Source organism: Paenibacillus sp. Y930, assembly GCF_056786375.1.
The window spans coordinates 1-12742 of record NZ_JBXCIX010000009.1 but is presented as its reverse complement, the minus strand read 5'-3'; the positions used below and the strand labels follow the sequence as shown (position 1 = coordinate 12742).

The following is a 12742-nucleotide window of genomic DNA, read 5'->3' as shown; positions in this document are numbered from 1 at the left end:
ATGGAAACAATCTGTGAATAATGGTTGTGAAGGTTTGGCATACTACGAGGTTTGACATAATAACGACTTAGGTAACGGAGCGACGTTTGAAGGAGGGTACTATTAGTGATTGAGATCGAAAAGCCGAAAATCGAAACCGTAGAAGTAAGCGACGGAGGTACTTATGGTAAGTTCGTTGTTGAGCCGCTAGAACGCGGATACGGCACTACGCTGGGAAATTCGCTTCGTCGAATTTTATTATCTTCTTTGCCTGGCGCGGCAGTAACATCTGTTCAAATCGACGGTGTTCTGCATGAGTTTTCTACAGTTCCAGGAGTGATTGAAGATGTAACTGAAATCATCCTGAATTTGAAAGGACTCTCGCTAAAAATCCACTCGGATGAAGAAAAGGTATTAGAAATTGATGCTGACGGTGAAGGTATCGTAACAGCTGGTGATATTCGTGCTGATAGCGATGTCGAGATTTTGAGCCCTGATCTTCACATTGCGACTTTGGCATCCGGTGCTCGTTTGCATATGAGAATTTTCGCTAACCGCGGACGTGGTTATGTGCAAGCGGATCGGAACAAGAGCGATGATCAACCGATAGGCGTCATTCCTGTAGATTCAATCTACACGCCCATTACTCGTGTTAATTATAGCGTAGAGAATACTCGCGTAGGTCAAGTTACAAACTATGACAAGCTAACGCTTGAAGTTTGGACAGACGGTAGTATTCGTCCAGAAGAGGCTGTAAGCCTTGGAGCTAAAATATTGACAGAGCATTTGGACTTGTTCGTTGGATTAACGGATGAAGCTAAAGATGCGGAAATCATGGTTGAGAAAGAAGAAGATAAGAAAGAGAAAGTGCTTGAGATGACTATCGAAGAGCTTGATCTTTCTGTTCGTTCTTACAACTGTTTGAAACGTGCAGGTATCAATACCGTTCAAGAGCTTATTACGAAATCGGAAGAAGATATGATGAAGGTACGTAACCTTGGTCGTAAATCTTTAGAAGAAGTTCAAGAGAAGCTTGAAGAACTTGGTCTTGGCTTGCGCATGGATGAATAGTTGAACCTTAGCCATTAGAGTGAAGAAAACAGCAAGGGAGGGGAAATCAAAATGGCATATCAAAAATTAGGTCGTGATGCAAGTGCACGTAAAGCTCTTTTCCGTGATCTTGTAACTGACTTGTTCCTATATGAGCGTATCCAAACAACTGAGGCTAAAGCGAAAGAAGTTCGTTCAATCGCTGAAAAACTAATTACGAAAGCGAAGAAGGGCGACCTTCATGCGCGTCGTCAAGTAGCTGCTTATGTTCGTCGTGAAACTGTTGACGGTGAGAAGGATGCTATTCAAAAGCTTTTCTCTGAAATAGCACCTCGTTATACAGAGCGTAACGGTGGATACACACGTATTCTTAAATTAGGACCTCGTCGTGGTGACGCTGCACCTATGGTTTACTTAGAATTAGTTGACCGTGGCTAGTAGATAAGAGGGTGGACCTTACGAGGCCACCTTTTTTTGCGAGGTTGAGGTAGTTCAAAAAGCGGACTTTGATAACGATGTTTATGCGTTGTTGTATATTCGGCATCGCATCTGAAACGAACTTGGAAAGTACGGTTCGCATGTACCAAGTACGTACACTTGCGCTTCCGCCTTTCTCAAGTAGCGTTTCACCTGCTCGGTTCTGAAAGCCCGCTTTTTGAACCTTCATTTTAAGTTAGATCAAGAATGGTAAGCAGATTCAGGAAGTAGATGAGACATAAGATGCGAAATATTTGTATGAAGGTTAGTTATGATGGAACAGCTTTTAATGGATTTCAGAATCAACCCAAAGGTAGAACAGTGCAAGGCGAGATTGAGCGAGTACTGAATATTCTAACGAGGGAAGATATCGATATTCATGCTTCTGGTCGAACTGATGCAGGCGTACATGCTCGCGGACAAGTTTTTCATTTCCTTACGGAATCGCAAATTCCAATTGATCGATTTGCGATTGCGATGAACACGAAGCTTCCAGATGATATTATTATACTAGAAGCTAAAGAAATGCCGCTTGATTTTCATGCTAGGCATTGTGCGAAGCGTAAAACATATCGATATAGCATCGACAATGGAAAGTTTCCCGACTTATTCGGACGACAATATCGATTGCATGTCCCTCTGCCACTTCATAGTGACTGGATGAGACAAGCATTATCCTATATTGTTGGTACACATGACTTTACTTCATTTACGTCAACAAGATCGGTTAAGCCACATCATGTTCGTATCATTTATGAAGCAAAGCTATTGGTAGATGGACCATTTATTGATATAGAACTAACTGGAAATGGATTTACGTATAATATGGTTCGAATTATTGTAGGAACTCTCCTGAAAATCGGCCATGGCAAACGTAAACCAGAAGATATGCTAGCTATATTAGATGGCTGTGAGCGAAGTCTCGCAGGACCAACGGCTTTATCCATTGGACTTGTGCTCAAAGATGTAAGCTATACAGATTAGCTCGTTACGTGTACAATAACGTTAACTAGTTATGTGTAACTTCTAATATGCTAGATTATATTAACTAGTGTTCACCCAGCCCCACTGACAAAAGGACCGCATTATTCTTCGTTCTTGAAAAATCTCTTACAATCAGTCGACTAGACGCTTACTTTCCAGATAGGTTGGCTTTAATTAAATGACTATTACACGATAGTATTTACCTAGAGTCTAACTTTTACTGGAAATACTTTCTGTCTAATGTAGTGAGGAAATTGCGATATTATTGCGATTGCCAAAGGAAAAACACTTGATTATTCAATGGGCTTGTAGTATAATATATCTTGTGCTTTCTTAGTGGCTATCCCACAGCCCCGACTGAGAAGTACGACTGAATTTTCAATAGTGAATGAAGAATCACACGATTCCGTTGTTATAAAAAAGAAGAATGTATTTGAATCAAGGAGGAACATCGATGCGTACCACTTATATGGCTAAGGCTAATGAAGTTGAACGTAAATGGCTTCTAATTGACGCTGAGGGAAAAACTCTTGGACGTCTAGCCAGCGAAGCAGCAGCGCTAATTCGCGGTAAACATAAGCCTCAGTTCACGCCACATCTTGACACTGGAGATTTCGTTATCATTATTAATGCTGACAAAATCGTTTTAACTGGTAATAAATTGGCTGACAAGAAATACTACCGTCACTCTGGATACACTGGTGGACTTAAAGTAACATCAGCTGGTGAAATGCTTTCTAAAAAACCAGAACGTATGATGGAACTAGCAGTACACGGTATGTTACCTAAGAACCGTCTTGGTAACAAAATGAAATTAAAACTTAAAGTATACGCAGGTGCGGAACATCCACATCAAGCACAAAACCCTGAAGTTTACGAACTTCGCGGGTAATAAAGAGGAGGACATGTTTCATGGCTCAAGTGCAATACTATGGAACTGGTCGTCGTAAGCACTCTGTTGCACGCGTACGTCTTGTGCCGGGTGAAGGACGAATCATTATTAACAAACGCGACATCAACGAATATTTCGGCTTGGAAACTCTTAAGCTGATCGTTAAACAACCATTGAACTTAACTGATACATTGGAAAAATACGATGTACTAGTATTAACTCATGGTGGTGGTATGTCTGGTCAAGCGGGAGCAATCCGTCATGGTATCTCTCGTGCTCTACTTAAAGTAGATGCTGAACTACGTCCATCTTTGAAACGTGCAGGCTTCTTAACACGTGACCCTCGTATGAAAGAACGTAAAAAATACGGTCTTCGTGGAGCTCGTCGTGCGCCTCAGTTCTCAAAACGTTAATATCCCTTGTATATCAAGGAAAAGAAGCTCTCAGCCATTCGTGGTTGGGAGCTTTTATTTTTAACAATATTCAGTGGCCTATACTTATTTATCGATCTAGAAGTAGGCATAGCGGAAGATTGCTTTATCGAGAATGGTATTGAATGACGGACTTAAAGACATCAGGTGTAATAACTTGATGTCTTTTTTGTAATCTACTATTTTTGCGGCGTTAATTCACGACATTCATATTGAACAATGTCATTCTGATCATAGGTGAATCTGTGCTCGCATTCGAAATTTCCCGCCAGTAGATGTGGTAAGAAGTGCTTCATATTATCGACTACGCCATAATTGCGCTGGTCGAGTACCCAATCAATGGATTTCCAGGCTAATATCCCTTCATCTTTTTCGATTGGTGTTGCATATACTGTGTCAATGGGTAGTTCGCAATAGTATAAATACATTCCAGATTCACCTTCAGCGCTAATCCACTTTACAATTCCTGCTACTTGCACCTGTTCAGTGCGTAATCCAGTCTCTTCATAGATCTCTCTTATAATGCCATCTATAGGCTGCTCAGAGGGCTCTATTTTCCCTCCTACACCGTTCCATAAGCCCATGTTGGGGGCTTTCACACGATTCAATAATAAAAGTTCGTTGCCTCTTCTTATAAAACAAATGGTATATTTCAACATGTTCCAATAGTCCTCTCTATTATCAACTTATATCATTATAACAGCGCTCGGTGGCTCATTTCATTACTGATAAAAGTATTTTATTGCGCAAAGTTAAAATTTGTTATCAATAGTTATTGAAGTCAATTATAGAAAAAGTTATACTTTATATATCGTGCTGTAATTTAATACAACATAAGCGAGGGGAATACTATGAATTTAATTGAGAAGGAACAATTAATTGCATTGAAGGCTGTTGAATTGGAAAGTGCTACTCCAGAGGAAATCATTAAATACGCTGTAGAAACGTTTCCGAATATTACATTTGCATGTAGTTTTGGCGCGGAAGATGTTGTCCTAGTTGACATGCTACAAAGGGTAAGTCCAAAGACAGATATTTTCTACTTGGACACAGACTTTCACTTCAAAGAAACTTATGAGACGAAAGACCGTTTGACGGAACGTTATCCTGGTATTCCATTTGTTAAAGTAAGTCCGAAGATAACTCCTGAGGAGCAAGCGGAACAACATGGAGCTGAGCTTTGGAAGACGGATGCAACGGGATGCTGCAATATTCGTAAAGTTGAGCCATTGACGCGCATTTTAACACAGTATGAGGCTTGGATTACTGGAATTCGTCGTGATCAAGCTCCTACTCGTGCAAATGCAAAGAAAATTGAATATGATACTAAATTCGGTTTAGTAAAATTTAATCCGATCGCTGATTGGACGAATGAAGATGTATGGGAATACATTCGTAATAACAATGTAATTTATAATCCACTGCATGATAATTATTATCCGAGCATTGGTTGCGAGTATTGCACTCGTCAAGTATTGCCTGGTGAAGATCCTAGAGCAGGTAGATGGTCTGGCCAAGAAAAAACTGAGTGTGGTCTTCATAAATAAACAAATGAAAAGTTAAGCTAATGCTTTCGATGCCACTTTTTGTTACTAAGAAGCAGTTCAGGAAGTTACAAAAAGTTTTAGGAGGAAATAATAATGAAGCAAATTAAACCACATGGTGGAGAGCTTGTTAATCGGGTAATTGAAGGAGAAGAACGTGAGCAATTACTTGCTGCTGCTGCTCAATTACCGAGAATATCTGTTAGCACTTGGGCAATTTCAGATATGGATCTTATCGGAGTAGGTGCTTTCTCTCCACTAAAAGGCTTTATGAATGAAGCGGATTATCAATCGGTTGTTACTACGATGCGTTTGGCTAATGGTACGCTATGGAGTATTCCAATTACATTATCGATCAATGAGCAGGAGGCAGCTGCTATTTCTGTTGGTCAGCAAGCCGCACTTGTAGGCGAAGATGCTGTGATCTACGGTATTATCGATGTGGCTAGCATCTATACAGCTGATCAACAGCAAGAAGCGGTGCAAGTGTTCAAGACAGCCGATCTGGAGCATCCAGGTGTGCAAAAGCTGTATGAACGTAGTAGCACGTATGTCGGCGGTGACATTACGGTATTGAATCGCCCAGTACCTGAGAAGTTCGACGAGTATTATTATGACCCAGCAGACACAAGAAAAATATTTGCTGATAAGGGCTGGAAAACCGTTGTAGGATTCCAAACGAGAAATCCAGTTCACCGTGCGCATGAATATATTCAAAAAACAGCAATGGAAATTGTTGACGGGTTATTTTTGAATCCACTTGTCGGTGAGACAAAGTCTGATGATGTTCCTGCCAATGTACGTATGAAGAGTTATGTAGCACTGCTTGAAAATTATTATCCAGAAAATCGTGTATTCTTAGGCGTGTTCCCAGCAGCGATGCGTTATGCAGGGCCTCGTGAAGCGATTTTCCATGCGATTGTCCGTAAAAACTATGGTTGTACACATTTTATCGTTGGTCGTGATCATGCAGGTGTAGGCGATTACTACGGTACATATGAAGCGCAAGAGTTACTACGTTCTGTTCCAGCAGAGGATCTAGACATTACGCCGCTATACTTTGAACATAGCTTCTTCTGTAAGAGTTGCGGCAATATGGCGACGACTAAGACATGTCCGCATGACAGTTCAGTTCATTTGGCGTTATCAGGAACTAAAGTAAGAGCAATGCTACGTGATGGCGTATGCCCACCACCAGAATTTTCTAGACCAGAAGTTGCTAAAATTTTGATCGAAGGCATGAGTGTAACAACATAAGTTCGCTTCTATTACGAAGCAAAACCCAGCAACGTGTACGGTACGAGTACACAAGCGGTCAACGATCGAAGCTTATAATAAAGGTTCAAAAAATGGACTTTCGAAAGCAGAGAAGATGGAGCGCTACTTGAGAAAGGCGGAAGCGCAAGTGTACATGGTTACGTACACGCGAACCGTACTTTCCAAGTTCGCTTCATATTCGACGTCGAATAATCTACGTTAGCAACACATCGTTATCAAAGTCCATTATTTGAACTACCTATACAAGAATAAATGACCACCTCGTCCCATATACATAGAAGTACATACTTAGCAGTAGCTTGTACAATACTATGAATATCGCTATGAGGTGGTTTTTCTATGTCTATATTTCGTCGAAGGCTAATTGTGTGGCTTACGCCTAAAGGGAAGCTTCGCTTAGGTATGGGGGCGTTGTTAGTTGTAGCTTTAATCTTTTTTCTAACGAGAGTAATTCCTGAAAGTAGTACTTGGACGACATGGAATATGCCCTTATCAGGTATGACGATTGCTATTGATGCTGGTCATGGTGGAGCGGATGGCGGGGCAGTGAGTAAGCAAGGAGCGATTGAAAAAGATTTGAATTTATCAATTGCATTATATTTGCGTGATTATTTACAAGAAGCAGGAGCTATCGTTGTTATGACTAGAGAGGGGGATTATGATCTAGCGCAGGATGAGACAAGATCGTATAGTCGGCGTAAAACGGAAGATTTGATGAAGCGGGTAGCGATGCTGCAGGATGCTAAGCCTGAGATGCTAATTAGTATACATATGAACAGTATTCCATCAGCGAAGTGGTATGGGGCGCAAACGTTCTATCATAAGACAGGGACGAAAGAAAGTGAGCAACTAGCGATCAGTATTCAACAACAATTGAAGTATAATCTTGAAAATACGGAGCGATCCGCTGCTACTGTAGAAACGATCTATATTTTGAAGGCGATGAAGGAATTACCTTCGGCATTAGTTGAGGTGGGTTTCCTTTCTAATCCGCGAGAATCTAACTTGCTGGTAGATGCCGAGTACCAACGCACGGTAGCGGCATCCATTTATAAAGGGATATTGCAGTATGAGACAGAAGGCAAAAAAGATTGAATGAATGTAGAAAAGTTTGCACGGAGTACTTCACTTCTTGTTGTAAACCGCCTATGCTATAGAGAGTAATCTGTTAGCGTATAACTATAAAGGTGGGAATAGTCATGACATTATTACGAGAGCAAGCGATTGAAATCATTGAAAATGTACTCGCTACACAATACGGTGCACATTCTATAAGCTTTAGAGATGTTATGGTCAAAAACAATCAAGTTTCCGTTACGGTAATCGGAGCTGTGAAAGAACAGCAGCCTGCGATTGAAGCTGCTTTATTCGATATACTACAAACAAGCGGTGCTACAGCAGTATACTGTCGTTTTCGTGAGGGAGCTGCACCAGCGGGATCAGCGCCTGAAAAAACGGTAGAAGCGGGCAATGGGGCAAGACAGCCTGTTCAAGGTCATGCTGCTAATATGGGGAGTACATTATTAACAGAGCAGCCTAATGTTCAATTTATTGCGATTGCTTCAGGTAAAGGTGGAGTTGGAAAGTCTACTGTAACGGTAAATTTAGCAACGGCATTAGCTAGACAAGGGAAAAGAGTAGGCATCATCGATGCTGATATATATGGCTTTAGCGTTCCAGATATGATGGGAATAGAAGAACGTCCAGAAGTGATTAATGAGCGGGTCATTCCGGTTGAACGTTTCGGCGTGAAAGTAATATCAATGGGATTTTTTGTTGAAGATAATAGTCCGATCGTATGGAGAGGGCCTATGCTTGGGAAAATGCTACGTAACTTCTTCTCGGAAATTGAGTGGGGCGAGCTTGATTACGTGCTGCTAGATCTTCCACCAGGTACAGGAGATATCGCATTAGATGTTCATCAGATGATACCGCATAGTAAGGAAATCATCGTTACAACACCACATGCTACGGCATCATTTGTTGCAGCTAGAGCGGGTGCAATGGCGATTAAGACGGAGCATGAAATTATTGGCGTTGTTGAGAATATGTCTTACTTTGAATCAGCGTTAACAGGCGAGAAGGAGTATGTATTCGGTAGAGGTGGAGGCGGTAAGCTAGCAGAAACGCTACATTGCGATTTGCTTGCGCAAATCCCGCTTGGAGTGCCTGATAATCATCCGCTCGATCCTAACTTCTCTCCAAGTGTCTATGCGGCAGAGACGATGATTGGACAGTTATATGATGAACTTGCCGGAAAAGTGGTTACACATTGTGAGGCAAAGTAATATTTTTTTCTTCTCGGCTTCGAAAGTCCGTTTTTTGAACGTGCATTTATAATTGATCTATATTCTATTGAATAAACAAAAAAATCGCTACTGTAGCAATGGTTCGGCATGACGCCCATTGTAGAAGGTAGCGATTTTTTGTTTGAATAATTTTTAACCGTATATATAGTTGATTGCTACGATTGATCTAATCAGACTAGGAACTGGATTCCTTCTTGCTCGAATCACCTGATGAAGAGTTGGAGGTGCTTGAAGAATCTCCACCAGAAGAGTCTCCTCCTGATTTTGGTTCAGCAGATAATTCCTCAGCAACCGCTTTTTTCATGAGCTCTAATAGTTCAAGGCGGAAGATCGGATTTTGCAGGGAATCTTGCATAAGGCTCATTAATTCCTTGCGGTATTCACTACCCTTAAGTACTTTCAAAATTACCTTTTGCATCTCTTCGCTTTCAAATGCGGCAATAAGTCCTTCCTGATATTGCGGGTCCTTCACTAATTGCTCATGTAGATCCTTGTTCATTTCATTAACAGCTTTAGCGAATTCACCTGCGAAGCGGGTGTCAGTCATTAATGATTTAATAACTTTATCGTAATCGGGAGAGCTAATGACATCTTTGACTGCTGTTTTGATTTTTTCTTGATCCTGCACATTAAGCATTGTTGAGCTTTGCGCAGTATATCCCGATTGGGCTGAGGCGGATTCTTGTAAAGCCTTTTGCGCGTCTTCTGTTTTCAAAATATCGATGACCATTGATTTCATATCTTTATAATTCATTTGTTGGGATTCGCCACCGCCAGAACTACAACTTGTTGTCAGAAACGAGCATACGGTACATATCGATAGTAATTTTATAAAGTATCTCATAGTAATAACTCCCTTGCACAGTGTCTTATAACTATAGCATGTACAAAGTTCACGCTTTTATCATGCAGTTAGTTAGCATTTTTCTGGATACGTGGTAAAATACAGTGAAAAGGTTATATTGACTAACGTTCAGGAGGAATATCGGTAGTGACACTGAAAAAATGGTTTTTCTTATTTTGGAGCACAATGGCTATTGGAGCGGTTGTTTGCATGATTCAAGGGGCAATTATGCTTTTTACAGATCAAGATATCGGTATCATTGGTCTCAAAGGAACGGGTTTTAACTTATTGATGATGTTTCTTGCGGGAATTATGATTGGTGCTTTTAGTCAAATGGGCTTTTTCGCTTATTTAACGCTAAACTTTATTGCGCTAAGTATGTTCCGTCAGAAATATTTATGGAACGCATTACAAGGATACACCACACTATTTGGCGCTTTTCTGCTTGGTTATGTATTGTATCAAGATAGAACGAATGATTGGTTCTTCTGGGTAATGCCTTTAGTGTTGATGATTATGGCACTGGTGGTAGCGTATTTCAAAGTGAAGCAGACGAAGCGAGCAGCATTTATTCCTACATTGTTTCTTATGTATGTTGTAACATCGATTGAAGCTTATCCAGCTTTGCAAGGTGAAACGAATGTAACGACTGTTATCTTTATGGTGCTGCCGTTGTTTGTATGTAATTTCTATCAAAATTACTTAATGACGACATTAACGAAAAAAGAAACTGCCGAACCTGTAGTTATTCCACCAGGCTCAGCAGTATCATAATCATTTAATATGAATCGCAAGTTGATCTATTGCGCGCTTAAAAGTTTGCTTGATGAAACTGATGAGCTTGTAACAGCATCACCTTGCGATTCTGTTTGTGTAATGAGATCAGTCACCGATACGAAATCAAAGCCTTTATTGCGAAGTTCATCGACAATAATGGGCAGTGCGAGATGAGTTTGCGTAGCTGAATCGCTAGCATGAAGTAAAATAATATCACCAGGATGCGCTCTACTGATGACACGATCAGCAATTTTATCGGTACCAAGGCTTAGCCAGTCCATAGAATCTGTATCCCATTGGATGACTTGATATTGTAATTCGCTAGCAATTTTTAATACACGTTTATCGAAATCACCATTAGGTAAGCGGATCAAATTAGGTGCTTTGCCCGTTACATCTGCTATAATGCTATGAGCCGTTGTAATTTGGCTACGTATTTCGTCGTCCGTTAGTGTAGAGTAATTATCATGCTTATGACCATGACTTCCTATTTCATATCCAGCATCTTGAATTTTCTTGACGAGCTCTGGATGTGATTGGCCCCATACGGAAGAGACAAAGAATGTAGCAGACTTCACATCTTTTTCTTTTAGAACTTCCAATATAGGCTCAAGTCGCTTGTCCCCCCAGCTAATATCGAATGTAAGAGCAACAACATTTTTGTCAGTGGGTACATTGTAAATGGCAATGGGCTGCTGTGGAGCAAAAACGGTAATGTTATCACGTTCGGAGTAGATGACACCTACAGCAAATACAAGTGCGATCGTTAGAAAAAAGTACTTTTTTATTTTGCTGGCTGTAAATACAAAAAATGAATTCATAATTGATAATTCTCCTCTCTATTCGGCCGTGGCTGTCTTACCTAATGGAAGTAGGCTTGGCTAATACCTAATTAGTACAATCTATGCTCGTACCAGAAAGATATTCTGAGTTTTTAATAAAGAGGTGGAAAAATGTTTCGATTGAAACAAGTATGGCAGGATTTGCGCATCACAGTTCCGCATATCATCGTCGCTTCAATATTATTTGGGGTAAGTATGTATATTGGTGCGACCAATGATGCTTTTCGAGAATTTCTTATGATGCAAATGGATGCTATAGGTGAATTAGCGGATCAGATGAATGGAAGTAGTAATCCGACATTAACGTTTATGACGGTAATTTTCTTCAATAATGCGATTAAATCCATATTGGTTATCTTTCTAGGAGCATTCTTTGGACTGTTTCCGATCTTCTTCTTAGTTGTTAATGGGATGATTCTTGGATTTGTTATTCAGCTTTCATTGGACGGGACTATGGATGTTAGTGTGTGGGATCTTATATTCAAAGGGTTATTGCCACATGGAATATTGGAAATACCAGCATTGATCGTAGCGGGTGCGTATGGATTAAGACTTGGTCGATTATTATTTAGTACAATGGGTGCGCTAATAACGGATCATAGTAAATTAGATAGTATTGGAGCTACTTATAAAGAAACGTTGAAGCGTAGTGGTGTAATGGCAGTCTATATAACGATTGTTCTATTTATAGCTGCGATTATTGAAAGTACATTAACGCTGTGGTTATTAACTTTGTAAAATGATGGTGGCATAGAGGTAATAAAAAAAGTTAAATATGAGCATAACTGTAAGACGATGATTATCATCGTCTTTTTTGTATGTTTTTTCGGTATAGAATGAAGAAGGAGCTAACAGAATGCTTGGAATGTTATTTAACGAGAGAGAGTGTAAAGAATTCGATTATGTATTGCGTAAGGAGTTAGATGAGATGTTATTTGATCTTGGAGACTCCAGATTAGACGGTGAAGTAAGAAAATCAATTACAAACAGATATAAAATTATCTTTAGAATGTATGCCAGAATAGCATCGCCTAAGCAATTATCGAAATACGTACTTAATGTCCGTTCACAAAGGTAGCCGAAATCCCTTGATATATAAGGGTTTCTAAAAAAAAAAAAAAGAAAAATGAAAAAAGTTTTAAAAAGGGGTTGCATTATAGTCAGCCCCTATGATATATTATTTCTTGTCGCCGCGAGAGATTGCGAGACACACGAAGAAAACAAAATGCGAATCAAACTTACATATGTAAATGAGAAACGCTTTGATATTTTCACATTGATCTTTGAAAACTGAACAACGAGTAAGAACTGCCATTAACAATTTCACCCCGTGAA

At 40.1% G+C, this 12742-nt stretch carries 15 protein-coding genes; 12 read left to right on the top strand and 3 right to left on the bottom strand.

The genetic code is table 11. From position 1 onward, the window contains the following. The first annotated feature begins 105 nt into the window (after positions 1-105). From AC1TO5_RS19080 to rpsI, 5 genes are all read left to right on the top strand, one after another. A complete protein-coding gene (locus AC1TO5_RS19080) occupies positions 106-1050 on the top strand; it encodes a DNA-directed RNA polymerase subunit alpha (protein WP_258203643.1) in 945 nt (314 codons plus the stop codon). A 51-nt stretch (positions 1051-1101) separates the two neighbouring features. Further along, complete coding sequence (rplQ, locus tag AC1TO5_RS19075) at positions 1102-1467, top strand: 50S ribosomal protein L17 (RefSeq protein WP_258203642.1); 366 nt, start codon at positions 1102-1104, stop codon at positions 1465-1467. Between the two features lie 270 nt (positions 1468-1737). Beyond that, the gene (gene truA, locus AC1TO5_RS19070; RefSeq protein WP_482064437.1) at positions 1738-2490 is read left to right on the top strand and encodes a tRNA pseudouridine(38-40) synthase TruA; all 753 of its coding nucleotides are present in this window, start codon (positions 1738-1740) and stop codon (positions 2488-2490) included. A gap of 454 nt (positions 2491-2944) precedes the next feature. After that, a complete protein-coding gene (gene rplM, locus AC1TO5_RS19065; protein ID WP_482064436.1) occupies positions 2945-3382 on the top strand; it encodes a 50S ribosomal protein L13 in 438 nt (145 codons plus the stop codon). A 20-nt stretch (positions 3383-3402) separates the two neighbouring features. Then, on the top strand, positions 3403-3795 hold the full coding sequence (gene rpsI, locus AC1TO5_RS19060) for a 30S ribosomal protein S9 (RefSeq protein WP_482064435.1): 393 nt from the start codon (positions 3403-3405) through the stop codon (positions 3793-3795). A 197-nt stretch (positions 3796-3992) separates the two neighbouring features. Here the strand turns inward: rpsI and AC1TO5_RS19055 are convergent, their stop codons facing one another. After that, a complete protein-coding gene (locus AC1TO5_RS19055) occupies positions 3993-4472 on the bottom strand; it encodes an NUDIX hydrolase (protein WP_482064434.1) in 480 nt (159 codons plus the stop codon). Between the two features lie 192 nt (positions 4473-4664). Here AC1TO5_RS19055 and AC1TO5_RS19050 point away from each other — a divergent pair, with 192 nt between their 5' ends. The 4 genes from AC1TO5_RS19050 (at position 4665) to AC1TO5_RS19035 (ending at position 8923) form a co-directional block, all read left to right on the top strand. Beyond that, the gene (locus AC1TO5_RS19050) at positions 4665-5360 is read left to right on the top strand and encodes a phosphoadenylyl-sulfate reductase (RefSeq protein WP_482064433.1); all 696 of its coding nucleotides are present in this window, start codon (positions 4665-4667) and stop codon (positions 5358-5360) included. Between the two features lie 93 nt (positions 5361-5453). Then, positions 5454-6614, top strand: coding sequence for a sulfate adenylyltransferase (gene sat, locus AC1TO5_RS19045; RefSeq protein ID WP_482064432.1), 1161 nt, complete (start codon positions 5454-5456; stop codon positions 6612-6614). A gap of 360 nt (positions 6615-6974) precedes the next feature. After that, the gene (gene cwlD, locus AC1TO5_RS19040) at positions 6975-7730 is read left to right on the top strand and encodes an N-acetylmuramoyl-L-alanine amidase CwlD (protein ID WP_482064431.1); all 756 of its coding nucleotides are present in this window, start codon (positions 6975-6977) and stop codon (positions 7728-7730) included. 104 nt (positions 7731-7834) lie between these two features. Further along, positions 7835-8923, top strand: coding sequence for an Mrp/NBP35 family ATP-binding protein (locus tag AC1TO5_RS19035; RefSeq protein ID WP_482064430.1), 1089 nt, complete (start codon positions 7835-7837; stop codon positions 8921-8923). 196 nt (positions 8924-9119) lie between these two features. Here AC1TO5_RS19035 and gerD read toward each other — a convergent pair whose 3' ends face one another. Next, positions 9120-9788, bottom strand: a complete 669-nt coding sequence (gerD, locus tag AC1TO5_RS19030; RefSeq protein ID WP_482064429.1) for a spore germination lipoprotein GerD — start codon at positions 9786-9788, stop codon at positions 9120-9122. 147 nt (positions 9789-9935) lie between these two features. Between gerD and AC1TO5_RS19025 the strand changes: the two genes are divergently transcribed. Then, positions 9936-10562, top strand: a complete 627-nt coding sequence (locus AC1TO5_RS19025; protein WP_482064428.1) for a KinB-signaling pathway activation protein — start codon at positions 9936-9938, stop codon at positions 10560-10562. 26 nt (positions 10563-10588) lie between these two features. Here AC1TO5_RS19025 and pdaB read toward each other — a convergent pair whose 3' ends face one another. Continuing rightward, positions 10589-11386, bottom strand: coding sequence for a polysaccharide deacetylase family sporulation protein PdaB (gene pdaB, locus AC1TO5_RS19020; RefSeq protein WP_482064427.1), 798 nt, complete (start codon positions 11384-11386; stop codon positions 10589-10591). A 132-nt stretch (positions 11387-11518) separates the two neighbouring features. Here pdaB and AC1TO5_RS19015 point away from each other — a divergent pair, with 132 nt between their 5' ends. Continuing rightward, positions 11519-12145: a stage II sporulation protein M gene (locus tag AC1TO5_RS19015; RefSeq protein ID WP_482064426.1), complete on the top strand. Its 627-nt coding sequence runs from the start codon at positions 11519-11521 to the stop codon at positions 12143-12145. 118 nt (positions 12146-12263) lie between these two features. Then, positions 12264-12485 (top strand): hypothetical protein, encoded by a 222-nt coding sequence (locus AC1TO5_RS19010; RefSeq protein ID WP_482064425.1) that lies wholly within the window; start codon positions 12264-12266, stop codon positions 12483-12485. Positions 12486-12742 lie beyond the last annotated feature (257 nt).

Excerpts from the sequence above, each read along its gene's own strand:
- rplQ (WP_258203642.1), top strand. The coding sequence starts at position 1,102 with ATGGCATATCAAAAATTAGGTCGTGATGCAAGTGCACGTAAAGCTCTT.
- truA (WP_482064437.1), top strand. The coding sequence starts at position 1,738 with ATGAGACATAAGATGCGAAATATTTGTATGAAGGTTAGTTATGATGGA.
- rplM (WP_482064436.1), top strand. The coding sequence starts at position 2,945 with ATGCGTACCACTTATATGGCTAAGGCTAATGAAGTTGAACGTAAATGG.
- rpsI (WP_482064435.1), top strand. The coding sequence starts at position 3,403 with ATGGCTCAAGTGCAATACTATGGAACTGGTCGTCGTAAGCACTCTGTT.
- AC1TO5_RS19055 (WP_482064434.1), bottom strand. The coding sequence starts at position 4,472 with ATGTTGAAATATACCATTTGTTTTATAAGAAGAGGCAACGAACTTTTA.
- AC1TO5_RS19050 (WP_482064433.1), top strand. The coding sequence starts at position 4,665 with ATGAATTTAATTGAGAAGGAACAATTAATTGCATTGAAGGCTGTTGAA.
- sat (WP_482064432.1), top strand. The coding sequence starts at position 5,454 with ATGAAGCAAATTAAACCACATGGTGGAGAGCTTGTTAATCGGGTAATT.
- cwlD (WP_482064431.1), top strand. The coding sequence starts at position 6,975 with ATGTCTATATTTCGTCGAAGGCTAATTGTGTGGCTTACGCCTAAAGGG.
- AC1TO5_RS19035 (WP_482064430.1), top strand. The coding sequence starts at position 7,835 with ATGACATTATTACGAGAGCAAGCGATTGAAATCATTGAAAATGTACTC.
- gerD (WP_482064429.1), bottom strand. The coding sequence starts at position 9,788 with ATGAGATACTTTATAAAATTACTATCGATATGTACCGTATGCTCGTTT.
- pdaB (WP_482064427.1), bottom strand. The coding sequence starts at position 11,386 with ATGAATTCATTTTTTGTATTTACAGCCAGCAAAATAAAAAAGTACTTT.
- AC1TO5_RS19015 (WP_482064426.1), top strand. The coding sequence starts at position 11,519 with ATGTTTCGATTGAAACAAGTATGGCAGGATTTGCGCATCACAGTTCCG.
- AC1TO5_RS19010 (WP_482064425.1), top strand. The coding sequence starts at position 12,264 with ATGCTTGGAATGTTATTTAACGAGAGAGAGTGTAAAGAATTCGATTAT.